Annotated in this window: 22 protein-coding genes; 17 read left to right on the plus strand and 5 right to left on the minus strand. The window is 29.6% G+C overall.

The genetic code is table 11. From position 1 onward, the window contains the following. The first annotated feature begins 104 nt into the window (after positions 1–104). The 13 genes from AC1QSP_RS03340 (at position 105) to AC1QSP_RS03400 (ending at position 18,298) form a co-directional block, all read left to right on the plus strand. Positions 105–404, plus strand: a complete 300-nt coding sequence (locus tag AC1QSP_RS03340) for a plasmid mobilization protein (protein WP_484079783.1) — start codon at positions 105–107, stop codon at positions 402–404. 5 nt (positions 405–409) lie between these two features. Next, entirely contained in the window at positions 410–1,252 is an 843-nt protein-coding gene (locus tag AC1QSP_RS03345; protein ID WP_484079784.1) for a relaxase/mobilization nuclease domain-containing protein, read from the plus strand. A 3-nt stretch (positions 1,253–1,255) separates the two neighbouring features. Further along, positions 1,256–1,750, plus strand: a complete 495-nt coding sequence (locus AC1QSP_RS03350; RefSeq protein WP_484079785.1) for a hypothetical protein — start codon at positions 1,256–1,258, stop codon at positions 1,748–1,750. A gap of 175 nt (positions 1,751–1,925) precedes the next feature. Beyond that, entirely contained in the window at positions 1,926–2,288 is a 363-nt protein-coding gene (locus AC1QSP_RS03355; RefSeq protein WP_484079786.1) for a hypothetical protein, read from the plus strand. A 244-nt stretch (positions 2,289–2,532) separates the two neighbouring features. Then, a complete protein-coding gene (locus AC1QSP_RS03360; protein WP_484079787.1) occupies positions 2,533–4,092 on the plus strand; it encodes a type I restriction-modification system subunit M in 1,560 nt (519 codons plus the stop codon). Between the two features lie 4 nt (positions 4,093–4,096). Next, a complete protein-coding gene (locus tag AC1QSP_RS03365; protein ID WP_484079788.1) occupies positions 4,097–5,197 on the plus strand; it encodes a restriction endonuclease subunit S in 1,101 nt (366 codons plus the stop codon). 93 nt (positions 5,198–5,290) lie between these two features. Beyond that, on the plus strand, positions 5,291–8,557 hold the full coding sequence (locus AC1QSP_RS03370) for a DEAD/DEAH box helicase (RefSeq protein WP_484079789.1): 3,267 nt from the start codon (positions 5,291–5,293) through the stop codon (positions 8,555–8,557). 93 nt (positions 8,558–8,650) lie between these two features. Continuing rightward, the gene (locus AC1QSP_RS03375; RefSeq protein WP_484079790.1) at positions 8,651–11,068 is read left to right on the plus strand and encodes an AAA family ATPase; all 2,418 of its coding nucleotides are present in this window, start codon (positions 8,651–8,653) and stop codon (positions 11,066–11,068) included. Positions 11,069–11,071: 3 nt separating this feature from the next. Further along, positions 11,072–14,209 (plus strand): type I restriction endonuclease subunit R, encoded by a 3,138-nt coding sequence (locus AC1QSP_RS03380; RefSeq protein WP_484079791.1) that lies wholly within the window; start codon positions 11,072–11,074, stop codon positions 14,207–14,209. Continuing rightward, positions 14,206–16,401: an McrB family protein gene (locus AC1QSP_RS03385; RefSeq protein WP_484079792.1), complete on the plus strand. Its 2,196-nt coding sequence runs from the start codon at positions 14,206–14,208 to the stop codon at positions 16,399–16,401. Before AC1QSP_RS03380 ends, AC1QSP_RS03385 begins: the two co-directional genes overlap by 4 nt. Before the next feature lie 3 nt (positions 16,402–16,404). Further along, on the plus strand, positions 16,405–17,643 hold the full coding sequence (locus tag AC1QSP_RS03390; RefSeq protein WP_484079793.1) for an McrC family protein: 1,239 nt from the start codon (positions 16,405–16,407) through the stop codon (positions 17,641–17,643). A 5-nt stretch (positions 17,644–17,648) separates the two neighbouring features. After that, a complete protein-coding gene (locus AC1QSP_RS03395; RefSeq protein WP_484079794.1) occupies positions 17,649–17,804 on the plus strand; it encodes a hypothetical protein in 156 nt (51 codons plus the stop codon). Positions 17,805–18,094: 290 nt separating this feature from the next. Next, positions 18,095–18,298, plus strand: a complete 204-nt coding sequence (locus AC1QSP_RS03400; RefSeq protein ID WP_121934666.1) for a YwbE family protein — start codon at positions 18,095–18,097, stop codon at positions 18,296–18,298. Between the two features lie 108 nt (positions 18,299–18,406). Here the strand turns inward: AC1QSP_RS03400 and AC1QSP_RS03405 are convergent, their stop codons facing one another. Next, complete coding sequence (locus AC1QSP_RS03405; protein ID WP_121934665.1) at positions 18,407–18,613, minus strand: helix-turn-helix transcriptional regulator; 207 nt, start codon at positions 18,611–18,613, stop codon at positions 18,407–18,409. 204 nt (positions 18,614–18,817) lie between these two features. Here AC1QSP_RS03405 and AC1QSP_RS03410 point away from each other — a divergent pair, with 204 nt between their 5' ends. From AC1QSP_RS03410 to AC1QSP_RS03425, 4 genes are all read left to right on the plus strand, one after another. After that, positions 18,818–19,024: a helix-turn-helix transcriptional regulator gene (locus AC1QSP_RS03410; protein ID WP_121934664.1), complete on the plus strand. Its 207-nt coding sequence runs from the start codon at positions 18,818–18,820 to the stop codon at positions 19,022–19,024. After that, positions 19,021–19,344, plus strand: coding sequence for a HipA N-terminal domain-containing protein (locus AC1QSP_RS03415; protein WP_484079795.1), 324 nt, complete (start codon positions 19,021–19,023; stop codon positions 19,342–19,344). The genes AC1QSP_RS03410 and AC1QSP_RS03415 overlap by 4 nt, the downstream gene beginning before the upstream one ends. Further along, the gene (locus AC1QSP_RS03420) at positions 19,344–20,282 is read left to right on the plus strand and encodes a HipA domain-containing protein (RefSeq protein WP_484079796.1); all 939 of its coding nucleotides are present in this window, start codon (positions 19,344–19,346) and stop codon (positions 20,280–20,282) included. Before AC1QSP_RS03415 ends, AC1QSP_RS03420 begins: the two co-directional genes overlap by 1 nt. 549 nt (positions 20,283–20,831) lie before the next feature. Further along, the gene (locus AC1QSP_RS03425; protein ID WP_484079797.1) at positions 20,832–21,422 is read left to right on the plus strand and encodes a hypothetical protein; all 591 of its coding nucleotides are present in this window, start codon (positions 20,832–20,834) and stop codon (positions 21,420–21,422) included. 138 nt (positions 21,423–21,560) lie between these two features. On the opposite strand, the gene AC1QSP_RS03430 is transcribed toward AC1QSP_RS03425, so the two are convergent. The 4 genes from AC1QSP_RS03430 to AC1QSP_RS03445 are packed head-to-tail and all read right to left on the minus strand — an operon-like array spanning position 21,561 to position 26,711. Next, complete coding sequence (locus AC1QSP_RS03430; RefSeq protein WP_484079798.1) at positions 21,561–22,082, minus strand: condensin complex protein MksE; 522 nt, start codon at positions 22,080–22,082, stop codon at positions 21,561–21,563. A gap of 4 nt (positions 22,083–22,086) precedes the next feature. Then, on the minus strand, positions 22,087–23,271 hold the full coding sequence (locus tag AC1QSP_RS03435) for a hypothetical protein (RefSeq protein WP_484079799.1): 1,185 nt from the start codon (positions 23,269–23,271) through the stop codon (positions 22,087–22,089). After that, the gene (locus AC1QSP_RS03440; RefSeq protein WP_484079800.1) at positions 23,264–24,058 is read right to left on the minus strand and encodes a hypothetical protein; all 795 of its coding nucleotides are present in this window, start codon (positions 24,056–24,058) and stop codon (positions 23,264–23,266) included. Before AC1QSP_RS03440 ends, AC1QSP_RS03435 begins: the two co-directional genes overlap by 8 nt. Further along, positions 24,051–26,711, minus strand: a complete 2,661-nt coding sequence (locus AC1QSP_RS03445) for a hypothetical protein (protein ID WP_484079801.1) — start codon at positions 26,709–26,711, stop codon at positions 24,051–24,053. The genes AC1QSP_RS03440 and AC1QSP_RS03445 overlap by 8 nt, the downstream gene beginning before the upstream one ends. Positions 26,712–26,894 lie beyond the last annotated feature (183 nt).

Consider the following 26,894-nt stretch of genomic DNA (forward strand, 5'->3'; position numbering starts at 1 on the left):
CCATTGTCAGTACAGATCGTTGATCTTTCTGACTAAATAGCAATCTCGCTTTTTCTCCTATACAGTCGCAAAAGGTTCTAAAAAGTATCTAAAATATTTACAAAATGAAGTCAAAAAAAATACAAATAAGAGTTTCAAATTCTGAATTTTATATCATTCATAAAAAAGCAAAACAAGCTGGAATTTCAACATCAGAATTTTTAAGAGCAATCGCTTTAGAATATAATTTATCTTATAAATTATCTCAAGAAGAAATAGAAATCTATAAAGAATTAAATAAGTATGCTGATAACTTTAGACGAATCGGAAATTTATTCAAATTGGGAGATTCAACCAAAGTCAAAGAAATTTCAATTGAAACTGCTCAACTTATTCGTGAACATTTAAATCGATTAAAAACATGATAGGAATGTGTAAATCAGTTTCAGGAGGAGGCACACTTTTCAATTATGTATGTAATCCTGAAAAAGGGTATGAAGTTGATCGAAATTTTATTTCTGGATCAAATTCTAAAGAGATATTCGATGATTTTAAACTTTATATTGAACAAAACCAAAGAGCTTCAAAAAAGATCTTTTCAATGGTTTTAAGTCCTTCAATTAATGATGGTAAAAAGTTAAATATTAAGGATTTTAAATCTTTGACAAAGGATTTTCTAAATGAATTAGATTTAGATTATAAAAATCAGCCTTACATATCTTTTTTACATACCGAAAAAGATCATTTTCATATCCATATATTATTTTCAAGAGTTAAAGAAGACGGAAGTTTAATAAAGGATAATCACATTGGTAAAAAAGCACAATGGGCTGCTCATCGTGTTGCTGAAAAAAGAGGATTAACTTCTGCAAAACAAGTAATGATTGAGACTATAAAATCAATAGAAGCAGAGAAAAATCAAATTAAATCAGTTCAGAAACAGATATTAAATGCTCATAAATCGATTACATCTTGTAATATTAATTATGAACAGTATAAACTAAAAATGTTTGAGCATGGTTTTAAAGTTAAGCCATTTCTAAATAAACAAGAACAGTTACAAGGGCATCGAATCATTGATTTACATACAGGGATTGACTATAAAGCGAGTGATATTCATCGTTCGTTAAGTTTAAGCAATTTGATAAAATCAGGAATTCTACCTGATAAGAATGAAAAGTTACACAAGACTTTAGAAAAACCTTATGAAGAAGGATTAAAACAGTTAAGTCTGTCGGAAGGTCAATCGACATCTTATAAATTTAAACGTTGATCTATGAGTTATAAAAAACAACAACCTAAACTTACAGATACTTTAGATGTTTTTATTGATCGAGTTGAAGCTATTGAAAAATCAATTTTAAAACTCGAAAAATTACATCAAAATATAGATAGTAAGAGCGTTAATTTTAATAATGAAATTGATAAAAAAATCTATCAATTAAAACAGTTGAAATTTGAAATTGACTTATCAAAATTAGTATCTGAAACGAAAATAATTAATCAAAATTTAATAGAAACTTCAAATGAAGCTTCTTTAAAATTAAAACAAGAAATTACATTTTTTGATAAGTCATTAAACAAGCTAACAAAATATAGAGTTGATTATGTTATTTATTTTCTGACAGGTATAATTGGAATTACGATTTGCTCTATGTTTTATGCAGGTAAATTATATGCTGAAAAGAAACGAGCAATAGAACAAAATGAACATTACATTAATTTTATAAAATCAAATAAAGAAGTGTTAGAAATTTATAACACGAAGTAATTGAAAAGGCAAGAGTAATCTTGCCTTTATTTTTTTCCAATAAGGAAGTGGCTTTATTCATTCCAGTTTTTAGCGAATTTAAATCAACATCGTGAAATTCAAGAACACGTAAATGAAAGGTATTTCATTCTTGAATTTTACTGCTTTTTGATTTTAGCATTTTGCAAAAAATGTTATGAAAAATTTGGCTAAATATTCAGCGAAGAATCGCTTAGAGAAAATGAAATTAAAATATAATAATAAAATTTCATGGCAATTATTTGCGATAAAAATTCAATTTAATATAGATTTTAGAAATCAAAAATTAGCAGAGCAAAAGTTTATCTGTCCAATTTGTGAAGAAGAAATATTTCAACATTCTACATTACATCATATCGATTATGACCATGGATGTCAGTTATATAAATTAAAAGGATTACAAGACTGTAAACGATGTAAATCAATCTGTCCAAATTTTTACATTGGTTGTAGTAAAAGAACAGTAATGGTTCATCACGAGTGCCATAAATATTTACATAACCGTAAGTATTTAAAATAAAACGGAGAATTTTAGGATTCTCAGTTTTATTTATAATTTAAGAATTTCTCTTCTCACCAGCTTCTATCCTATTCTATCTCTTTGTTATACATTTATTATCCAAACGACTTGTTTTGACGTTGTGAATATTTATGTTTGTTATTATCATTACAAATAGGTTTAATAGGAAGTAATTATCTTTTGTTATGATTTTATTAGCAGTAAAACGATTAGTATATTTACAACTTAAGTACAGAATAACAATATGGCTAAAAAAGTACAAACCAAAAGTACAGAAGAAATCCTTTGGGATGCAGCAAATAAATTACGTGGTTCGATAGAACCGTCAGAATATAAACACGTGGTATTGAGTTTAATCTTCTTAAAATTTGCAAGTGATAAATTCATCAAACGTAGAGAAGAACTTATTAATGAAGGTAAAGAAGCCTTCTTAGAAATACCAGAATTTTATCAGGCAGAAAATGTATTCTATTTACCAGAGGAATCTCGTTGGGATTACATTATCGAAAATGCCAAACAAGAAGACATTACCTTAAAAGTAGATACCGCACTTAAAACCATAGAACGTACCAACAAATCATTGGAAGGTGCGTTACCCGATAACTATTTCTCTCGCTTGGGATTGGATCAATCTAAGTTTTCGGCTTTATTGGATACCATCAACAACATCGATACGCTTCGTGATGAAGCACAAGATATTGTGGGGCGTGTGTATGAATATTTCTTGAGCAAGTTTGCCATTGCCGAAGGAAAAGGGAAAGGAGAATTCTATACGCCGAAGTCGATTGTAAACCTAATTGCCGAAATGATAGAACCCTACAAAGGGAAAATCTATGACCCTTCTTGTGGTTCGGGTGGTATGTTTGTGCAGTCGTTGAAGTTTATTGAGAAACACCAAGGTAACAAAAAAGACATTTCCATTTACGGACAAGAGTTAACGAATACCACGTTTAAACTGGCAAAAATGAACTTAGCCATTCGTGGGATTTCTGCCAATTTAGGAAATAAAGCCGCCGATACGTTTGGTGACGATCAGCATAAAGAACTGAAAGCCGATTACATCATGGCGAATCCTCCGTTCAACTTAAAAGATTGGCGCGCAGAAAACGAATTAACGGACGATCCACGTTGGACAGGTTACGAAGTTCCTCCAAAATCCAATGCCAACTATGCGTGGATTTTGAACATGATTTCGAAACTATCGCAAAACGGTGTCGCTGGTTTTATCTTAGCCAATGGCGCTCTTTCGGGTGGTGGTGAAGAATACAAAATCCGTAAACAAATTATAGAAAACGATTTGGTAGAAGCGATTGTGGTCTTACCAAGAAATATGTTTTATTCTACAGATATTTCGGTAACGCTTTGGATTTTGAACCGAAATAAAAAAGAACGCACTGTAGAAGTAAATGATGGTGTAAAAAACTATCGTAACCGCAAAGGTGAAGTGTTGTTTATGGATTTAAGAAAATGGGGAACTCCTTACGAAAAATCATATATTGAATTTATCGAAGAAGATATTAAAAAGATTGCAGGAAACTTTCATAATTGGCAACAACAAGATTATAAAACTACTTATCAAAATATACCCGAATACTGTTATTCAGCGACCATTGATGAAATTCGTAAAAATGATTACGCTTTGATGCCTAGTAAATATGTAGAATTTGTGGATCGAGATTTAGGAATTGATTTTGATACTGAAATGAAAAGAATTCAAAAGAAATTTAAATCTATCATTCAAGAGGAAAAAGAATCTCAAGAAGAATTGATTGCAGCATTTAAAACTTTGGGTTATGAGATTTGAGAAATTGAAAAATATTATTGAAGATATCGATTTGAAGAACAAATCAGGTGAATATAATGAGGTTTTAGGAGTAAATATTTTCAAAACATTTATGCCTTCAGTAGCAAATTTAACTAATGTAGATCTTACAAAATATAGAGTTGTATCGAAAGGTCAATTTGCAACAAATATTATGCACGTTGATCGAGACGAAAGATTACCTATTGCACTATATCAAAATGAAACATCAGCTTTAGTTTCTCCAGCATATAAAGTTTTTGGAATTAAACCAGATGTTGAAATACTTCCAGAATATTTAATGATTAATTTTTTAAGACCAGAATTTGATCGATACGCTTGGAATTTATGTGATTCAAGTGTTCGTGGAGGACTTGAATGGTATAGATTTAAGGAAATTGAAATTCCAATTATTCCATTAAATGAACAAAAGAAATATGTTTCCATTTACAATTCACTTTTAAAGAATCAAGCTTGTTATGAAAACTCTTTAGAAGATTTGCAATTGATTTGTGATGGTTATATTGAAAATTTAATTAAGTCTGAACCTCAAAAAAGATTAGGTGAGTATATTGAACCTGTTGATAATAGAAATACTGACTTTAGTGTTGATAATCTTTTAGGAATTAGTGTAAATAAAGTATTTATTCCAACTAAATCTAAAAAAGAAGATTTAAATCTAGTCAATTATAAAATAGTAAAACATAGAGAATTCAGTTTTGTAACAGTCACCTCTCGAAATGGAGGGAAAATCTCTATTGCATTACTTGATGGAAAGCCTGGTTTAGTTTCGGCTACATATAATGTTTTTAAAGTAAAAGATGCTAATGATTTATTACCTGAGTTCCTCTATTTGTGGTTCTCAAGACCAGAGTTTGATCGTTATGCAAGATTCCATTCTTGGGGAAGTGCGAGGGAAACATTTAATTGGGAGGATATGTGCGAAGTAATGTTGCCAATACCAACTATAGAGAAGCAAAAGGCAATTGTAACCATATATCACACATTAGAAACACGAAAAAAACTAAATGAAAAATTAAAGGAATCTTTACAACCACTTTGTCCAATTTTAATGAAAGGCGTGAGAGATTCTATTAATAAAAACTAAACCAACAACTCACTCAACTACAATCGTTATTGTTAAGTCGCTTGGCAACGTTGGAGGGGTAAAAAACTAAACTACTATTAACCAAAACTATAAATGACTAAAATTACACTTCCAGAGTTAAGGCTATCCTATTTTAATAAAGTAGGTGTGAAAAATACTGTTGAGCAAATTATTTCACAGAAAGATGATGTCGACTATTTTTTTCAAAATAGTTACAGAGGTTATGTTGTTGTCTTGGTTGACGGAACTCCAATTTGCATCACATCTAATAAAGATTTTGAATCTTCTAGTTATGAGTATATTATACTATCGAATAAAAAGCCAACAGAGCAATCTTTAGAAAATGAAGGTGAAATTGTATTAAAAAGATGGTTGAAGCATCCTTTGAAAAAAGAGTATTCTAATTCCGAAATAGCAAACTCATGGACAAGGAATTTCAATTTTTTAGAGGAAGATCTTGATGCTAATGTAAATGGTTTGCGAGAGCCTCAAATTGCAGCTCTTTATTCAATTTTAAGTCATTTAAAAGTTTCAGATGAAATTGGAACTGTTGTTATGCCAACAGGTACAGGAAAAACTGAGACTATGCTATCTACTTTGGTTGCCGGTAAATTGAATAAAGTTATTATAACTGTACCTTCTGACGCGTTAAGAACCCAAATTGCTAATAAGTTTTTAAAATTGGGATTATTAAAACAATTTGGAATTATCAATCAAAGTGTCATTAATCCTAAAGTTGGTATAATTTACCAAAGTTTTCAAAATAACGAAGATTTACTTGAATTTATTGAGAAGTCAAATGTCATTGTAACAACAATGAATATTTTGTCAAATTTTCAACCTAGTGTATTAGCAACCCTAAATTCGTTAATCTCTAATATTTTTATTGATGAAGCACACCATGTAGAAGCAAACTCATGGAAACGTGTTAGAAAAGCATTTGACAATAATAAAATTTTGCAATTTACTGCAACCCCTTTCCGTAATGACCAGAAACGAATAGAAGGAAAAGTAATTTTTAATTTTAGTTTGAAAAAAGCCCAAGAACAAGGTTATTTTAAGCCAATTAATTTTTTGCCAATAAGAGAATATGATCTAAATAAGGGTCACAGAATAATAGCAGAAAAAGCAGTTGAAAAACTTAGGGAAGATCTTGCAAATGGTTATAATCATATTTTAATGGCTAGATGCGTTAATACGGTTAAAGCCTCAGAGGTTTTTAAATATTACGAGGAATACGAAGATTTAAAACCTATATTGATACATTCGTCGGTCTCAGGTAAGAACGAAATTTTGCAAAATATAATAAAGGGTGAACATAGAATTATTGTTGCTGTAAATATGTTGGGCGAAGGTTTTGATTTGCCCCAACTCAAAATAGCAGCATTCCATGATATCAGGAAAAGTTTACCAATCACTTTACAGTTTGCGGGGAGATTTACAAGAACTGCAATAGATGACGAGCTGGGCAATGCAACCTTTATTGCAAATTTAGCAGATTCTGAAACCGAGAATGAACTTAGCGACTTATATGCACAAGATTCGGATTGGAATTCTTTATTATCAAAATTGAGTTCTGATGAGATTGATGAGCAAATAGATTTTGATGAATTTATTAATGGTTTTCAGCATTTTGATAATTCTAAAATTCCTTTTCAAAATATTAAGTTTGCGCTAAGTACTGTTGTTTATAAAAATTCAAATCCTGATAATTCTTTTAATTTATTAAATTTTAAAGAGGGAATTTCGGGTTATGATGAATTGGAATATAGATTTGATGATTATAATCCAACTGAAAATACGGTTGTAATTATTACAGCATCAAAATCAGAACTTGAATGGGTAAATTATAAAGAAGTTTTTGGTTTAAATTGGACATTGACAATACTATACTACAATGAAGAAAACAATCTGCTATTCATTCATAGTTCCGACAAATCTAGTTTATATGGAGATCTTGCAAAATCCGTATTGGGGGACCGGTATGAGTTGATACACAAATTATTAGTTTACCGTAGTTTCTATGATGTCAAACGTGTTTCATTGCAGAATGTCGGCTTAAAAGAATTTTTAAACCGAAAAATTAGATTTACAATGCGGGTTGGAACAGATATTCAAGATGCCCTTTCATTAGCAGAACAACAAAGAGGTGAAAAAGCTTTTGTATTTGGTTCTGGTTTTGAAGATGGGGATAAAATTACAATAGGATGCTCTTATAAAGGTAGAATTTGGAGCTATATGAGAAGTGATCTTAAAGGTTTCATTCATTGGTGTAATAATTTAGGAAAAAAGTTGATTGACGACAATATTGATCCAAATCAAGTTTTACGTGATACCTTGATTCCAGAGGTTATTACAGAAGTTCCTCATTTGTATCCAACTTATATTGACTGGGATAATAATTTTTATGATTTCCCCGAATCAAAAATTGAAATCACAATAAACGGAATTTTCAACTCTGCTTATTGTACAATTGAAGTAATCAATCAGAATGATCAAGGAATTATTGATTTTCAAGTTATAACACCTAACGGTACTGCAATATTCCGTAAAGAACTATTTATAGATAGTGATGCCGAGGGAAATGAATTTCCAAACTTTAGAATTATTCAGTTAGATACGGTTCAGAGCAACGTAAAAATTGCTTCAAAATCGTTTACTCTTCTTGAGTATTTCAATCAGTTTCCACCTATTATATGGTTCGCAGATGGATCGGCTTTGCAAGGGAATGAATATGTACAATTAAAGCAAATAATTCAACCGTATCCAACAGAAAGATTGATTGGTTGGAATTGGAATGGTGTAGATCTTAGTAAGGAATCTCAGGGAATTCATCCGTTAAAAACAGACTCTATTCAATATAAAGTAATACAGCATCTTATCGCTGAAGATGTTGATATTGTCTATGATGATGATTATTCAGGGGAAATAGCAGATGTCATTACTATAAAAGAACATGAGAATGAGATTAATGTACGGTTTTACCATTTGAAATTTGCGAAAGATGGTATAATCAACACTAGAGTTGATAATTTTTATGAAGTATGTGGTCAGGCACAAAAATCAATTCATTGGAAGCATAAAAGTGGATTTGAATTTTTTCAACATTTGTTAAGAAGAGAAATTAAGATTAGAAATGGTCATGAACGAAGTAGAATAGAAAAAGGCACTAAAGCTGACCTTGAAAGATTTTTAGCTATTGCAAAAAATAAAAAACCGATGAATTTTGAAATTTTCATTGTACAACCGAGTTTATCAAAACAAAATACTTCAGATTCTATCATGACATTACTGGGAGTAACGGCTAATTATCTAAAAGAGGTTGCTGATATTGATTTACGAGTAATTGTTAATGAATAAATAACCCAAACGCTATCGTTGTTAAGTCGCTTAGCAACGTTAGAGGGGTAAACTATAACTAAACTACTATTAACTTAAGAAACACTATGAATTATGATAAAAAGAATTAACATAAATAATTTAGGATTATTTAAGGCATTCAACTGGGATACCATTAGGGATAAAGGGAATGGTGTTATTGATTTAAAAAAAGAAAACATTATTTATGGAAGAAATTATTCTGGTAAAACTACATTGTCAAGAATAATTAGGGCTTTAGAAACAAAGGAAATTTCCTCAAGATATATTAATCCAGAATTTGAAATTGTATTAACAGATAATACTATAATTAATCAGTCTGATTATGATACAAACTCTCTAAATGTTAGATGCTTTAACGAAGATTTTATTAAAGACAATTTAAGTTTTATTATCAATCCCGATTCTGAGATTAAACCATTTGCTATTCTTGGAGAAAATAGCGAAATAGAATCACAAATTGAAGCAATCAAAAATGAATTGGGTGAAAATGAAGATGATTTAAAAACTTTAAAATATAAAGAGTTAGAAAATTTAACTGTGTTAGTTAAATCAAAACATACAGAGTTTACATCTTTACAAAGTGCTCTAGATTCTCAGTTATCTAATAAAGCAACGGGTGGAACACATAGTATAAAACAACAGCATTCAAAGTTTGGAGATATTAGCTATAATATTACAAAGTTAAGAAATGATATTAGTGAAGTACTTAAACAATCTTTTGTTTCAATTGATGCGAATAAAGAGGCACTAAATCAAAAACAAATTTTAGAAGTTCAAAAGGCGAACGTAAATCATACTATTAATTTTACAAATGTTTATGATCGTGAACTTTCAGCAATAACTAAATTGTTGAATCAAGGTTTATTAGATGGTAATAAAATTGCTGAATTATTAGCAAACTCTAGTTTAAATGAATGGGTCAAAAAAGGATATGAAATCCATACAGATGATAGAACATGTGATTGTAAATTCTGTGGTAACCCTATAACACAATCTCGTTGGGAACAGTTAGACAACCATTTTGATGAAGAGTCGAAAAAACTTGAATCAGCACTAATGGTTTATAAACAAAAAATTGAAAGTGAGATTGTTAATGTTGTAAATTATAAATTGGCAGGAATAGATTCATTCTACTTAAGTTTTAATGATGAGATTACAACGTGTACAATATCATTTGATGCTTGTATTTTAAAATATAAATCAGATTTAGAATTTTTAGTTTCTAAAATAAATGAACGTTTAGGTCAGCTTCATACTCCTGTTGTTTATAATTATACAGCCACATTTTCGGAAGACGAATTAAATGAGATTCTTGCGGTTTATGAAGATATTAAATCCAGAAATAATACTTATTCAAGCGAATTATCAGATAAAATTGATGAAGCAAAAAAGGAGCTACGGCTTTTAGAAGTGAAGCGTTTTGTAGATACAATTCAATATAATAACCAAATACAAAATATAGGAGATAAAGAAGCTGAATATTTAGCCAAAGAATCAGATCGAAAAGATTTAGCCGAATATATAAAAACAAAGGAAGCAGAAATAAATGATTTAGCCCGACAATTGAATAATGAGGAAGAGGGTGCCAGAAAAGTGAATGAATATTTGCAAAGTTATTTTGGTCATCAAAATTTAGAATTACAGGCAATAGAGGAAGAAATCGATTCGGATAAAAAAATAAGATTTAATATTGTAAGAAACGGAGATATTGCATATCACTTAAGTGAAGGGGAGTGTAGTATTATTTCATTTTGCTACTTTATGGCAAAATTAGATGATATTCATACTGCTGGACAAAAACCTATTATTTTAATTGACGATCCTATTTCTAGTTTAGATAGTAATCATATTTTTTACATCTATAGTTTAATAAACTCAGAATTGTTTTTAAAGGACAGATTCGAGCAGATTTTTATTTCTACTCATAATTTAGATTTTTTAAAATACTTAAAGAGATTAAAGTTAACTAAAAATCAACACGAATTTTTTATAATTAATCGATATCAAGAATTTAGTACAATTACCATAATGCCTAAATATTTAAAAGATTATGTTACTGAATTTAATTTTTTATTCGAACAAATCTATAATTGTGCTAATGCTGATGTTATTACAGATGAAAACCATCATTTGTATTATAATTTTGGTAATAATGCAAGAAAATTTTTAGAAGCATTACTTTTTTACAAATATCCTTCTAGAATTGATAATCAAACCACTAATGCGAATTCAAAACGTTTGTTAAAATACTTTGGAGGAGATCAGCAGGCAACTGTTTTAACAGATAGGGTCAATAATGAGTTATCTCATTTAGAAGAAATTTTCGATAGAGGTATGAGTCCAGTTGAAATTCCCGAATTAAAAAGAGTTGCTCAATTTATACTAGATAAGATAAAGGAGAAAGATGAAGAACAATACAATGCATTATTAGAAAGTATAGGCGTTGAGGAAACTGTTGTTCAAAATACTGATGAACCAATTTTAAACTAACAAATGAAATACACCGAATCACAACTCGAACAAGCATTTATCAGCCTTTTAGAAACAGAAGGCTATCACTATATTAACGGAAAAGAACTAACAAGAACTTCTAATCAAGAGGTATTACTTAAAGAAGATTTACGTTCTTTTCTTTTCAACAGCTATCCCGATTTAGAAGAAGTTGAAGTTGAAACGTTAATCAATGAGTTAGCTTTTCAGTCGACTTCTACTCTATACGAATCGAATAAAACAATTTGTAAGCTTTTGGCAGATGGTTTAATTTTCAAACGCAATAATCCTAGCAAAAAAGACTTGCATATTCGCTATATTGATGTAGAAAATATCCAAAATAATACCTTCAAGATTGTTAATCAATTAGAAATTCAAGGAACAGAATTACGAATTCCTGATTTGATTTTATACATCAATGGGATTCCTGTCGTCGTCTTTGAATTCAAAACAGCTATTGAAGAAGAAATTACCATTCACGATGCGTATAAACAGCTCACAACGCGTTATCGTCGTGATATTCCAGAGTTGTTAAAATACAATGTTTTTACTGTAATTAGTGATGGAGTGAATAACAAAGCAGGTACCATCTTTTCTCCTTACGAGTTTTATTACGGTTGGAACAAAATTACAGGTGACGAGAAAAAAGCTTTAACAGGTATAGAAACCACAACTTCTATTGTTCATGGAATGCTGAACCAAACAAGATTAGTTGACATAATACATCATTTTGTTTTGTTTCCTGATTCTTCTAAGAAAGAGCTAAAGGTTTTAAGTCGTTATCCGCAATATTATGCAGCCAATAAGCTGTATCAAAATATTAAAGCACATCGTAAACCAATAGGCGATGGTAAAGGTGGAACCTACTTTGGAGCGACGGGTTGTGGAAAGAGTTATACGATGCTGTATTTAACGCGTTTATTGATGCGTTCTACCGATTTTGCTAGTCCTACGATTATTATCATTTCAGATCGTACCGATTTAGACGATCAATTGTCGAAGGATTTTACGAATGCTAAGAAATTCATTGGGGATGAAAATATCATCAATATCGAATCAAGAGCCGATTTACGAGCTCGTTTAAGAGGCATCGAAAGTGGTGGTGTTTATTTAACGACGGTTCAGAAATTTGCTGAAGATGCTGAAATCTTATCCGATCGTACCAATATCATTTGTATTTCAGATGAAGCGCACCGTTCACAAGTGAATCTCGATTTAAAAGTTAAAATTGACGAAGAAAAAGGAGTCACTAAATCCTATGGTTTTGCTAAATATTTGCACGATTCGTTACCGAATGCAACTTATGTAGGATTTACAGGAACACCTATCGACAAAACGTTAGAAGTCTTTGGAGAGGTGGTAGATCAATACACGATGTTTGAATCGGTAAATGATGAAATTACCGTTCGTCTGGTTTATGAAGGAAGAGCAGCTAAAGTCAATTTAGATTACAATAAAGTTCAAGAAATTGAAAATTATTACGAAAATGCAGTCGCTGAAGGAGCATCTGAATATCATGTAGAAGCCAGCCAAAAAGCCATTGCCAAAATGGAAGTTGTATTAGGAGATACCGACCGAATTAAAGCCATTGCACAAGATTTTATTGCGCATTACGAAAAACGAATCGAAGAACGTGCTACTGTTGCAGGAAAAGCAATGTTTGTATGTGCTTCGCGTACCATTGCTTATAAATTGTACCAAGAAATATTAGCCTTACGACCAGAATGGGGACAAGTAAATATTTCGGATGGATTAACTGAAAAGGAACAAAAAGAAATCAAACCAATTGAACGTGTCAAAATGGTGATGACACGCAATAAAGATGATGAAAAAGAGCTTTGGGAACTTTTGGGTAATAAAGATGAACGAAAAGAATTAGACCGACAGTTTAAACAAATCAAATCCAACTTCAAAATTGCGATTGTGGTGGATATGTGGTTAACAGGATTTGATGTACCCTTTTTAGATACCATTTATATTGATAAGCCTTTACAAACGCATAACTTAATTCAAACGATTTCTCGTGTCAATCGAAAATACGAAGGTAAAGATCGAGGTTTGGTTGTAGATTACATCGGAATCAAAAAGAATCTGAATAAGGCATTAGGAATGTTCAATAATCAAACGGCAGATGACGATTTTGAAGATTTAAATCAAGCTGAAATCATCGTGAGAGATCAAATGGATTTATTACGTCAATATTTTCATCAGTTTGATGCTACTGATTATTACCAAGGAAATCCCGTTGAACGATTAAGCTGTTTAAACAAAGCTTCTGAATTGGTTTTACAAACTGAAGATTCAGAGAAATTCTTTGTTAATGTAACGAAGAAATTAAAATCAGCCTATAATTTGGTGAGTGGTTCTGAATTGTTCACGCCTAAAGAAGTAGATGAGATTCATTTCTATTTTGCGGTGAAATCTATTGTGGTAAAATTGACAAAAGGCGAAGCACCTGATACAGCTCAAATGAATGAGAAAGTAGCTAAAATGGTGGAAGAAGCAATAATTTCTGAAGGAGTAGAAGAAATCTTTAAACTGGATGATCATAAAGCCAATGCCATTGATTTGTTTAACGATAAATTCATTGAGAAAATCTCTAATCTTGAACTACCGAATACAAAAATTAAAATCTTAGAACGTTTATTAAAACAAACGATTACTGACTTTAAAAAAGTGAATAAAGTGAAAGGTCAAGACTTTGCTGATCGTTTAAAAAGCATTGTAGATCGTTACAACGAACGTAGTGAAAAAGATATTTTAGACTATGATGGTATTCAAGCTGATACAGCAGAACAAATGCTAGATTTAATCATCAAATTACGCACTGAAATGGCTTCATTCGAAGATTTAGGAATCGATTATGAAGAAAAAGCGTTCTATGATATTTTGGATGTCATCTGTAAAAATTATGGATTTGAATTCGATAAAGATAAAATGCTAGAACTAGCTCGTGAAATAAAAAAGATTGTAGATAACGCCTCTCAATACCCTGATTGGGCTGAACGTGATGATATTAAAGCTCAATTAAAAATGGATATTATTATCAAATTACATGAATTTGGTTACCCTCCTATTACACAGGAAGATGTTTATAAAAACGTGTTAGAACAAGCTGAGAATTTTAAGAAGAATAGATGATGAATTTAGATATAAAAAAGCGTATAGATTCTATAGCGCATCCTGAAGCTATCAAAGTATTTTTTAATTTCATCAATAAATTTATTAAAGACAATTCTATCTCTGAAAATGATGAAAGATTTGTATTAAATGTAAGAAATGATTACAGGAAGAGATTTTCTGTAAATTTGAATAGTCGACTGATTCTTTATATAAAAGATGGATATGAGTTTGGTTTTATGATCAATCAAGAAGACTGGAGTAATTTTCAAAATATTCCTTATATTAAAAAAGAATCGTTTGAAAAACATGATCCTATAGCATTTCTTGTTTCATTTTCATTTGATCACGTAATTGATAATATAGATTTATTTACAAAATATTGGCTAAAATGCTGTAAAGAATATCTACCTAGCCAACAAAAATCACAATACAGAATATATCATATTAATGAGTTATATCAAATTGCTATGGATGATGAATTATTAGATGAATATTTAACTATAGATGTAACTAATATGAAATTGAAATTTAGCCAAATTATTAATGAGTTAAAAGTTTATTTATTAGGTGAAAATAATATTCTTAAAGATTTTAAAATTTCTGAAGTAAAAGATAATTCTAAATGGGTATGGATATCAGATAATGAAAATCAAATTGGAGATTCGGTTGCTCATTATGAGATTATTACTCGAAAGAATAAAATTTATACCGAAATACATTTTGAAGGTAATAAAAATTCAAAAGATATTTTTTATAATGAAATAGAAAATTTACCTAATAATATTGAATGGTTTAAATGGCAAAAATCAAAAAGTATAAGATATAATACAGCTTTTGATATAAATGATGAAAATTTAGTAGAAAAGTTAGCTAAATCTTTACTCTATTTAGAAGAAAATATTGGAGATAAAGTTAGGGAAGTCAAAAATATGCTCAGTCCATTTATGACTAAACAAAAACAATTATACGTGAAAAACATTCCACTCAACCAAATTTTATTCGGCCCTCCAGGAACAGGAAAAACCTATCATACCATCAATAAAGCAATCGAAATTGCAAATCCTTCGTTTGATTTAAACCAAGATAGATCAATTGTTAAAGCAGAATATAATCGTTTAGTAAATGAAGGACAAATTGCTTTTACAACTTTCCATCAAAGTATGTCGTATGAAGATTTTATTGAAGGGATAAAGCCTGTTGTCACAAATGATAATGTTACTTACGAAATAATAAATGGTATTTTTAAAACCTTATGTTTTAAATCAAATGAAACAAAAGACTCATCAAATTTTGACGATTTATACGAATTATTCATTAATGAATTTATTGAAAATGAATCCATCGTTTTAAAAACTCCAACTCATAAAAAACCATTTAATATTAGAATAAACTCGAACCAATCATTTATCGTAATACCACAAACTGAAAAGGCAGCCGAGATGGTTGTAACTAAAAAAATGATTAGAGATTTTATATTTTATGGTAAAATTAGAGATTGGAAACCTTATACAACAGCAATTTGTGAATATTTCATTACTAATTATCCAATAGATTTAGTTGAAGATAAGAAAAAAAACCACGTCCTAATCATCGACGAAATCAATCGTGGAAATGTCTCACAAATCTTTGGAGAATTAATTACGTTAATTGAAGAAAGCAAACGATTAGGTAATAAAGAGGAACTAAAAGTTACTCTACCCTACTCTAAAGAAGAATTTGGTGTACCTAATAACCTTTACATCATCGGTACAATGAATACAGCAGACCGAAGTGTAGAAGCATTAGATACAGCTTTACGACGTCGATTTAGCTTCACCGAAATGTTACCAAATCCTGCAATTATTGATAGTCAAAATTTTACTGACTTTCCACGCGCTAAAATCATGAAAAAAATCAATGAACGCATAGAATTGTTATTAGATCGCAATTATATGTTAGGACATGCATACTTTATGAAGGATAATTTCAAACATTCATTCGAGAATGAAATAGTTCCTTTATTACAAGAATACTTTTACAACGATTATAGCAAAATTGGGTTGGTGTTAGGTAAAGGATTTGTTAGAATTAAAGCCACTTCATTACAAAATGTTTCTAATGTTTTTGCTGATTTTGATACTATCCATGACATTGATTTAATTAAAACATATGAATTAATTCCTTTCAACGAAATCAATTTTGAAGAAGCACTTTCTCTATTGATCCATTAATTTATGGCATATAAAAAATTTATACAGGTTTTTGAACATAGTTTTTTACCTCTTGATGAAATATTTCAGCATCAACATTTTGTTGCATTATCAAAGCTGAATGCCTTGCATCAATATGCTTATTTTGACTTGAAACACAATGGTGTCCTTTTCAAGCAATTTGTGGGTGTGTTACAAGTTGGTGATTTAACGATTGAAATATTACCAAAAATTGATCGTAACGAATCAGATTCACAAGCAAATAAGAATAAGTGGCAAAAGGCTTTAATTCAAATGTTGAAAGCAACACGAAAACTTAACATCCAACAAGTTGGAGAAGCAAATGTATCTAAACAGTCCATTCATTTATTGGATATCTATTTTGATTTGTTCTTAAAAGAAATAGAAATACTTCTTCACAAAGGGTTAATTAAACGATATGATAAAAAGTCGGGAAATGTAAAAGCCTTAAAAGGTAAATTAGAATTTAGCCAACACATTCAAAAGAATTTAGTACATAAAGATCGTTTTTTTACCACGCATCAAGTGTACCATGACGATCATCTGATTCATCAAATTTTAGGTCAAGCATTGTCTATTATTTCACAATTTTCTAAAGGAACATACAGATACATCAATTGTAAGAAAATTCAATTGGATTTTCCAAATGTAAAATCAATTGAGGTAAATGAATCTACTTTTAATCAAGTACCAAAAAACAGAAAAACAGAAATATATGATAAAGCATTATCAATCGCTCGATTAATACTTCTTAATTATGCTCCTAATATTAAAAGTGGTACTGAAAACATGTTAGCCTTATTATTTGATATGAATAATTTATGGGAGGAATATATTTTAGTTCAATTGAAAAAAGTTGCACCACAATATGGAATTGAGGTTTATGGGCAATATTCTAAAATATTTTGGAATGGTATTACCATTCGACCTGACATTGTATTAAGGAAATTAACTGATGGAAAATTGGAAGATGTTTTAGTTATTGATACCAAATGGAAAAATATTGATCAAAGTCAACCTTCAACACACGATTTAAGACAAATGTATGTATATAATGAATATTGGAAAGCTCAACGATCTATGTTATTGTACCCATCGAATGACACCAATTTACAGTCCGATCAATTCATCGAATTTGAAGATACTGATCATGCATGTGCATTAGGAAAACTGAGTATATTTACTTCAGATGGTCTATTAAATAATCAAATTGGTGAAAAAATTATAAGAATGTTTAATTAACAATTATGGATTTAAAAGATTTAATAGTTGAAGATTTTGATGAACCAACTCCAATTAAGATTACAAGTAAACTTAAAGAATGTACAAAATGTAAAGGTAAATTACTTAGAGTCATCTATGAAGAACCAACAGACAAAACGTGGGAACTTGTTGAAAATTAAAAAGTACTTTTAGGAGGTTGTTGTATTGCCGTAGACCAAAAAATATTATGGAAATGCGTTAATTGTAGAAAAGAATACAACGAACATGTAGACGATACAAGTGATCCTAATACATTAGAAATTTATTCCAATCTGTAGTGCCTGTAAATAATTCTTATATTCAACAAAAAATTAGTTATAAAAATGTAGCTTAACTTATTCTCCAATTTTTGTTTGCATTTCAAGTAATTTTTTAATTTCCTTTACGATAGAATGAATATCTTTTCCATTTATTTTAAGATATTTGTAATATGGATGGTAAAACAAGAGCAAATATAAAATCAGGAACACTGGTTAATATTGTATTGAAAAAGGATCAACGAACTGGCGAATTGACTGAGGGTGTAGTGAAAGATTTATTGACTTCTGCGCCTTATCATCATCGTGGTATAAAAGTTCGTTTGATGGATGGACAAATTGGACGTGTACAGGAAATTATTGAAGACGATTTTTAGAACGCATTAAACTATAAATTAAAAGCTCTTATCATTATTGATAAGAGCTTTTAACATTTTTATTTCTATTATTTCACTTATAAAATTACGTTGAAAAGAAGGAATAAACTATTCGATTGTTTTAACCTCTAATTTAATCTCCAATCCTAATGTATCACACAGCTTATATAGTGTTCCCAATGTAGGATTCCCTTTGCCACTTTCAAATTGTTTTATCGTACGTAAACCAACACCTGAAATCTCAGCTAATGTTTCTTGTGATATCGCTAAAACTTTACGTCTTTCTTTGATTTGATGAATTATCAATAGTGTCATATATTGCACTTTTATAGATATATTACTGTTTATTTAATATAAAGTGTAAAATTAGTGCTATATATTGCACTAATTTATTAACCTGACTACATTTTTATAATCATATACCTTAAAGGGTATAAATATAGTTATAAAACAAAATTTTATACCCTAAAAGGTATAATTAAAAATTATTTCATATATTTATACCTTAAAGGGTATAATATGAATTTATCAATTGCAGATTTTGTAAAACAAAAACGAAAAAGATTAAAGATTACTCAGCCAGAACTTGCTGAAAGAGCTGGTGTTGGTCTTCGTTTCGTTCGAGAATTAGAACAAGGTAAACCAACTTTAAGATTAGATAAAGTAAATCAAGTATTAGCATTGTTTGGATCTGAAGTTGGTGTTATTGATAAAATTGAGATATGAGAGAAGGATTAGTATACTATAAAGACAAATTTGCAGGTATAATTTCTGAAAATGAGGACGGGTTTATATTTAAATATGACATAGAATATTTAAAAGATGAAAATTCTAAACCTATTAGTTTAACCCTGCCAAAGCAACTTGAAAGCTATGAAAGCAAAATATTATTTCCATTTTTCGATGGTTTAATACCAGAAGGATGGCTTTTAAACATAGCTGTAAAAAACTGGAAATTGAATACAAAAGATCGATTTGGCCTGTTACTTTTACTTTGCAAAGATTGTATTGGTAGCATATCTATCATACCAAAAAATGAGAAATAATGAAAAAGTGTTTAAGCTGTTATAAAGAGCTGTCAGAAAACGAAATTGATTTCCATTCTAAATGTGCTAGAAAAATATTTGGTAGTCATACTCTACCACGAATTGATTTTGATAGTAAGCAAATTGAAGAATTAGCTAAGAGAATTATTAATAAAAGTATTGCACTAACAGGAGTTCAACCAAAGCTATCTTTAAATCTAATTAATAATAAAAATAAACAATCAAGATTTACAATTGTTGATCTTGAGGGTAATTATATTCTAAAACCTGCATCAAATAAGTATATTAATTTACCTGAAAATGAAGATTTAACTATGCATCTAGCTGATTTAGTTAAAATTAAAACAGCCAAACATACTTTAATTCGCCTTAAATCAGGTGAATTAGCTTATTTAACAAAAAGATTTGATAGAAAAGAAAATCAAAAAATTTCAGTTGAAGATTTTTGCCAATTGAGCGAAAATCTAACTGAGCATAAATATCGTGGGTCTATAGAAAAAATAAGTAAATTAATCTACCTATATACTAAAAACAGTGGTTTAGAGGCTCAAAGATTATTTGAAATCGTACTATTCAATTATTTAGTCGCTAATGCAGATATGCATCTAAAGAATTATTCATTAATTGAAAATGAATTTAATGAGTATGAGTTATCACCGGCTTATGATTTATTAAATACACTAATTCTTATACCAGATGATAAAGAAGAATCCGCATTGACAATTAATGGTAAGAAAAATAGACTAAAAATTGAAGATTTTGATCAATTAGCAAAATCGCTTAAAATCTCAGAGAAATCATTACAATCTATCTATAAAAAATTCGTCAAGGTTAAACCAAAATGGGATGAATTTATTCAACAAAGTTTTTTAAACGATGATGTTAAACTAGAATATCAAGAAATAGTTAATAACAGATTTAAGAAGATCTTCCAATAATTTCTAAGCAATAATGTTAAACTTTCAATAAAATCACTTCACCAAAACTACACATCATTATGTGTAAACACTTATATATAAAGAGTTTTACACATTCTGTATCGGAAAGTAACCTCATCTAAGTAAACCATAACAAAACATATAACAAACCTCTTAAACTAATTTAAGAGGTTTGTTATGGGTTAAAAATAGAATTTTATTGTGTAAAATGCTCCACAGAAATCCTAATCGATTTATCTACAACCGAAAAATTTTCAGTTGAGTTTGTTCGGTGTTTGTCCGTACTTCGTCCGGTGTTTAACCGGTGTTAACCATTTTAAAGGATTTTCTAAGCTATTCCATTCTAGTAGAATATTTTTCTTGGATATACGAAGGGTTAATGAAAATGGTTCAAATTAGTACCGTTCCATCTGCATCTGCTTTTATTACATTCAATTTTATAAAAGTAAACACGCAACTTTTATTGAGGCTTTCAACGAAAATTAAATACTTAACTTTTGTTTACAATTTTTAAACCGTTGTAAATTAAAGTTCTAAAAATGAGTAATTATGTCAAAAGTTGAAGCCTACATCCGAAGATTAGAAAAAGAATTACTTGCACAACCTATACATCGTAAACTATTTACAAATATAAATGATCAACTTTTACCGTCGAAACCATGTGTTTACTTATTATGGAAGCATCAACAGATCCAATGCATTGGACAAAGCTCCAATTTGAAAACAACTTATGCAATGATTTGTAATTTAGGAATCTCTATACCATCTAACAAAAAAAAGTTTGTTACAAATCTTCCCTTTAAACAGATCCCCCATTTAGATCTTTCCTACCATATCATACGTATAGGAAGGCAAGAATTAGTGGATCATCTCACATCCATCTACCATCCTCTTTACTATTTTAAAGAATTACCATCTTCTCCAACTTCAGTCTATTATTATATTACAAAATCAAAATATAAAAATGCTTACCAAAAATGGACAGAGGAGGAAGAAATGTTGTTGGTAAATGAGTTAGCCCAAGGAACAAGTATAGCTGTAATTGCAGAAAAATTGTATCGTAACCGAGGAGCCATATATGCGAGAATTCGTAAATTAGGCCTTATCCCCTATGCTCAGCTTTTACAAAAAGGAAACTAATGAGCTGATAAATTGACAAAACAAACATTAATAGAGAATTAATTGTATCCCTTAAAATGAATACATTTAAAACTGTTTAAAAACAAACTTATCTCAATAAGCTATAACTTGTTGAAAATTCCTTCTGAGTACAAAATTTCAAGAAGATTTTTCATTAGAACGAACTAAACTCCTTGCAAAATCAATAAATACCAAATAAGCTTTGGTAAATTGGTACGTATTGGATTTGGTTTGTTGAACAATATTACGTCTCATCATTTGATTCATTATCGATTTTAACCCCTCTTCCGAATTCAATTGGGGATTAATTTTGATGACCTCTTGCCAAGTTGAATGATTAAAAATTTCGACAAAATCAACTAAACTAAATTCATGTTCATTGAGTTCATCAATAAAATTTTTTCCTTGTTTATCCAATTCAAAACAAAGAATGGAGAAAAAAATTGAAAAATTCCTAGAAGTAGTTTCATTGGTTTCATTGGAAATAAGGTAATAAAATTCTTGTTGTGCATGTAAATCAAATCCAAATGATGATTTAAAAAAATTGACATAAAACTCTTCTTCCTTTTTCAGCTGATAAAATAAATCATCCGTCTGTGTGATGAATTTACCTTCCAATAAGGTTGTGACAATTTGTTGATGAAATTCTGGATACTTCATATGACTATTTAATTTGAAAATGTGGAACTTTCAATTCAATTTCATTTATAAAAATTTGAACATCTCCTTCTATATGTTCAATTTCTAATGTATTCTCGTACATCAATCCTGTTAAAAGAAAATAATCATCTAATGTAAAATCAGCTTTTTCCTGAGCAATTTTTTCCAAACACCATTCAAAAAAATTTAAAATCGGCAACTCTGATTGGAGTTTCAATAAAAAATTTTCTTTATTAAAAAACCAATGCTTTGTCGGAGACGTCTCTTCTTGGATGAACAAATCCTCTTCTTCTACGAATTGATCAAAATATTCTTTCGTCTCTTCATAAATAGATGGATTATAAACAATATTATTCCACTTTTTAGGTAAAAACGGTGGTTGAATCAATTTATAACAATTCCCTTGATTTAAATACATATAAAACCCTTTTAAATATTCACTTTCTGTTTTTATGCGCTCTAAAAATGGAATTAATTCATTGGTAATGATTTTACTTTCATGCGCTAAATCTTTAATGAGTTCGCTCGTTAGATGGTATAATTTTTCAAATTCATTTCTTAACGATTCGTGATTATAATCCAAGCGTCTTAGATTCGAATATTTAGATATCGACAAGAATAATTGATAGATGGATTGACTATGCTGCACATCCAACATTTGATTCAGAGGGACAATATAATGATCGATTAGAAAGCTAGCCGATTTTATCTTTTCATGATAAGTAAGATTGGCTAAATTGGCTTTGATTTTCTGTGTTTCCGCAAGTAAACTTTTTGTATTGTTTTGAAGTGTATTTCTAAACTTCAACAGTTGTTTCTTCAATGCATCAATTTGATTTAATGTTAAATTCTTGTCTTGATGACTAAAACCTTTAAGCTTTATTAGAATTCCGGATAATAATTGGTAATAGGATTCTATTTCCTCTGGTAATAAAGGTTTGAATTCTTGATGTATAAATTCAAATAATTGGTAATAAGTTTCATTCCAGTAATAGACTCCATTTTGGTCAATTAAAATCGCAAAATCTTGCAATTGATGTTCAATCATAACATCGTATGCCTCTAATTTTCTTTGGAAAATTTCCATTGAAATGAAGCCTTCATTGCATTGTACATCAAAAAGTTCTTTCAAAAAATCATAATGCTGATGTAAAAATCGAAGTATTGATTTTGGTTCTGCTTTAATCATATCTCCAAAACTGTTGTTCCAAAAATCGATTGGCTTTAGTTACACTATCTCTAATTTTTATAACTAATTCATCAGTTGTATTTTTTAATCGATGGCTCATTTTTGCTTGATTATTTTCTAATGATTTTGAATAACGTAAAAACAACTCCTCATAATTTTCAGGGACATATAATGTTGCATGCGGTTGACATGCTTTAATCCGCAAATATTCATCTAATCCATTGTAATCATAATCAACAAAAACTAATAATTCATCTGACTGAATGTATTGTATCGATTGTTTCCCAATTCGCCCATATTTGTGTACATAGACATAATCCAAACCGAATAAACGATCTGCAATAAAAAATATATCTAGGTTTTCTACAAGACATATTTTCTGAGCGGCAATAATTTTTGAATCACAACTAAATACTCCGAAAGTCTCATTCATCATTTGGAGATCCACTGACTGATGATTAACCTCCACATGTGTATAACCTCTTAATAAAAAGATATGCGATGAGATGGTTTTCTCAACTTTCGAATTGCGGTATTTTCGAACATTGTCGCTTTTATTTCCTATCACAATACTTTCAGGAAAATGAGTCTGAAAAAAGGATTCGAATAATTCTTCATGTTGTATAACATAACGAAAACCTCTCCCCGATTGAATTTTACCTAAAATTTGACTTTGAATTAAACCGTTAAAAGTGTCAGAATTCCGAATTGTAATTGGTACACGTTTTTCTTGCACATATCCATTCGATTTCAACGAATGATAAAATTCAAAATTTGTTTTATTCATCAGTTAACACTTTACGATGGATGACATTTCCATTGGACTTACTTAATACTATCTTACCTTCATTTCTTCGAATCAAATAATATTTATCAAATCCATCATATGGATGTAATGGAGCTGCTGAAATGGGAAGGAAATGATGTTCCACGCAAAAATCTAAAAGAGAAATACGGTTACTATCATCGATAGTTCCAATTTCATCGATAAACACTACAATTTTATTTTCGGGATCATTCACTACAATTTGATGAATAATAGACATTATCAAAACTAATCGAATCATACGATCTGTACCATCCGATTCGATTTGTTGTTTAAGATTAACTATTTTATGTTTGCCTTTTCGATATAAATGCAATTTAAAATCAAATAATTCTTCGAACCAAACGATTCGTTGCTGTTCCAAATACATGTTCAACACGTTTAAATTTTCAGTCTGTTCTTCGAAAACTAACTCTTGTTCTAAGTTTCGGATTTGAGCAATCTGTTGCAAATCTTTCAAGCATTTTTCATTGGGAATAATTTCAATCGATAACGCGTCTATATCCGATATTTTAATTTTTTTGATTTTAGTATTGAATTGATTCTGAATAAAAGCTTTAAATTCGTTCAATTTCGTCATTAAAGTATGACAAGGGATAGCAAACTGAGTCGATATATTCGTTAATAAATGTTCGATGCTTTTTTGCTTTTCATCAATAGCTGCATATTCTTGATCAAGTTCATCGATGAATGCTTGTTCAGAAGATAAATGAATTTGTAACTTCCATTTCAACTCATTAAAATCCTCTCGCATTTGTGGTTGAAGTTTCTGGAATTGATCCTTGTAATGAACAAAATTAGAATAAAGCTCTTTTATACTTTGATTTCGTATCGTTTCATACGGAATAAAAGTTGAAGATTCGATTTGGATTTTCCATTGCCCCAATTGTTGAATTTCTTGTGTTAGATGATCAAGTCTTAATTTTAAATGATGCTTTCTTTCCTGTTTCTCTGAGCGTTGGTTTTCTAATGCTTTTTGATTGTTTTTTAATGTCTCCTCTTTTGATAGGTAGGAGTTAAATTGGAATTCTAAATCTTTCAATTCTTTATCCAAACGTGGTAAATCAAGAACTTGCTTTAATTTTATATTCAGCTCTTCAATCGCTTTCTCAACTTGTGCTAATTCTTTTTTATATTGATCTAAGTCCTGAGCAACGTTCAACAAATGTTTTAAATGTTCAGCTTCTTTTACTGCATCAACTTTGCGTTGAATTAAAACTTCAATAGCATCTAGTGGTTTAGTTTTAAAATCATTCGGAAGCCTTATCTCTCCGTCAAATATTTTCAAATTTTGCTCTACATCATTTACCTTTTTAACAATATTTTCCTTGGACAAGTATTTAATCTCATCTGAAAGAATGGCATTTAAATATTCTCTTGTATTTAAATCGTTACTAATGTGTTGCACTAACAAAGAGTCATTGGATTGAATTTGAGTTTCGAGAAATTGAAGTTGATTTTGTAAAATTTGCAATTTTCTCGATAGATTCTGTTCATTTAGTTCTTGATATTCTATTTGCACCAATTTTGCTTCTAACTTTTTTCGATCTTCATCTAAATTGGCAATACTTTGACGCATAAAGTTTTCGGATTCATATCCTTTAATTTGATGAATCAATTGATACTGTTGATGTATTTTCTGATTGATTTGGTTTAAAGCTTCTGTAATTTTACCACTTTCAATAAGATGGTTTTTAATTTCTAGATTAAGTTGTTGAATGTTGTGATCAATTGTATGTAATTCTTGATTAATCAATTGAATTTCATCTTGTAAAAGTTTGAATTCAATAGGATAGCATTTATTGAAATTAAACACGACTTCTCCTATTAATTCCTTCAAACCTTCTAATTCAGTAAATGATACCTTAAAGCGTTCAAAAATAGGTTGAATTTGTTTTAAAGTTTTCAACTGTTGATTTAACAGTTGCAAATCCCTCACATCCTTAAGATTTTTCTTTGTAAACGCGATAAATTCTCCATCCTTATAATCTGCTATCATCAAAGCTTCTTTCAACGTTGTATGATTGATTAATTGAGAATGGATTAAATACCTGTATATTTTTGAAAAGTTATTGGATATCTCACGCTGGTCATTGAACACCTCATCTTTTAACCAAACCACTGCATTATTCTTTCGACCTTTTTGGTAGACAAAATTAAAAAGTTCTCTTCGGGTTGTAAATTTCTTAAATGCAATCCCTTGAGTCAACCATTCGGATTGCACCTTATCAAATTTTTTTAATATTTGTCCATCTGTCGCATATTCCAAGAATAAATCTTCTCGGTATTCATGGTCGATTTTATAATATTCCAATTGACCATCAAGGTTTTTCTTCACTAGAATACAATAGTATCGTTGCTTAAAAATTTCAAAGATGATGTAACTATTATTGAAGGTTGGGAAATAGTGATTAAAAGTTACCTTATCGCCTGAGCGATTCCCGCTAAATACCATTTTATTTCCTTCAATAATGTATAAAAAATTTAATGCGTATATTAAAGTACTTTTCCCAATATTATTAGGGCCAACCAATTGCATCGAATTGCAATCATACAATTCGATATCCGCTTTGGCATAGCTATCAGAATTCAGTATAATTAATCGATTTAACATGAAAAAAGAGTTGATTATATTCTATTCATTAAATATAAACATTTGATTAATAAACAACAACATGCTAAATGAATTAATATTTAGATAAAATCCGAATTTCTATACCGAAAATTTAATTACGTATTTCAATAATACATAAAATGAATTAAAAGATAGGATTTATCCAATTCGCTTTTTAGAATT

The organism is Faecalibacter sp., assembly GCF_057177045.1.

Bases quoted from the DNA above. Each gene is read 5' to 3' on its own strand.
- AC1QSP_RS03415 (WP_484079795.1), top strand. From the start codon at position 19,021: ATGAGAGAAGGATTAGTATACTATAAAGACAAATTTGCAGGTATAATT.
- AC1QSP_RS03405 (WP_121934665.1), bottom strand. From the start codon at position 18,613: ATGACACTATTGATAATTCATCAAATCAAAGAAAGACGTAAAGTTTTA.
- AC1QSP_RS03410 (WP_121934664.1), top strand. From the start codon at position 18,818: ATGAATTTATCAATTGCAGATTTTGTAAAACAAAAACGAAAAAGATTA.
- AC1QSP_RS03440 (WP_484079800.1), bottom strand. From the start codon at position 24,058: ATGAATAAAACAAATTTTGAATTTTATCATTCGTTGAAATCGAATGGA.
- AC1QSP_RS03425 (WP_484079797.1), top strand. From the start codon at position 20,832: ATGTCAAAAGTTGAAGCCTACATCCGAAGATTAGAAAAAGAATTACTT.
- AC1QSP_RS03340 (WP_484079783.1), top strand. From the start codon at position 105: ATGAAGTCAAAAAAAATACAAATAAGAGTTTCAAATTCTGAATTTTAT.
- AC1QSP_RS03350 (WP_484079785.1), top strand. From the start codon at position 1,256: ATGAGTTATAAAAAACAACAACCTAAACTTACAGATACTTTAGATGTT.
- AC1QSP_RS03360 (WP_484079787.1), top strand. From the start codon at position 2,533: ATGGCTAAAAAAGTACAAACCAAAAGTACAGAAGAAATCCTTTGGGAT.
- AC1QSP_RS03420 (WP_484079796.1), top strand. From the start codon at position 19,344: ATGAAAAAGTGTTTAAGCTGTTATAAAGAGCTGTCAGAAAACGAAATT.
- AC1QSP_RS03400 (WP_121934666.1), top strand. From the start codon at position 18,095: ATGGATGGTAAAACAAGAGCAAATATAAAATCAGGAACACTGGTTAAT.
- AC1QSP_RS03345 (WP_484079784.1), top strand. From the start codon at position 410: ATGTGTAAATCAGTTTCAGGAGGAGGCACACTTTTCAATTATGTATGT.
- AC1QSP_RS03430 (WP_484079798.1), bottom strand. From the start codon at position 22,082: ATGAAGTATCCAGAATTTCATCAACAAATTGTCACAACCTTATTGGAA.
- AC1QSP_RS03370 (WP_484079789.1), top strand. From the start codon at position 5,291: ATGACTAAAATTACACTTCCAGAGTTAAGGCTATCCTATTTTAATAAA.
- AC1QSP_RS03355 (WP_484079786.1), top strand. From the start codon at position 1,926: ATGAAAAATTTGGCTAAATATTCAGCGAAGAATCGCTTAGAGAAAATG.
- AC1QSP_RS03390 (WP_484079793.1), top strand. From the start codon at position 16,405: ATGGCATATAAAAAATTTATACAGGTTTTTGAACATAGTTTTTTACCT.
- AC1QSP_RS03385 (WP_484079792.1), top strand. From the start codon at position 14,206: ATGATGAATTTAGATATAAAAAAGCGTATAGATTCTATAGCGCATCCT.
- AC1QSP_RS03375 (WP_484079790.1), top strand. From the start codon at position 8,651: ATGATAAAAAGAATTAACATAAATAATTTAGGATTATTTAAGGCATTC.
- AC1QSP_RS03435 (WP_484079799.1), bottom strand. From the start codon at position 23,271: ATGATTAAAGCAGAACCAAAATCAATACTTCGATTTTTACATCAGCAT.
- AC1QSP_RS03380 (WP_484079791.1), top strand. From the start codon at position 11,072: ATGAAATACACCGAATCACAACTCGAACAAGCATTTATCAGCCTTTTA.
- AC1QSP_RS03395 (WP_484079794.1), top strand. From the start codon at position 17,649: ATGGATTTAAAAGATTTAATAGTTGAAGATTTTGATGAACCAACTCCA.
- AC1QSP_RS03445 (WP_484079801.1), bottom strand. From the start codon at position 26,711: ATGTTAAATCGATTAATTATACTGAATTCTGATAGCTATGCCAAAGCG.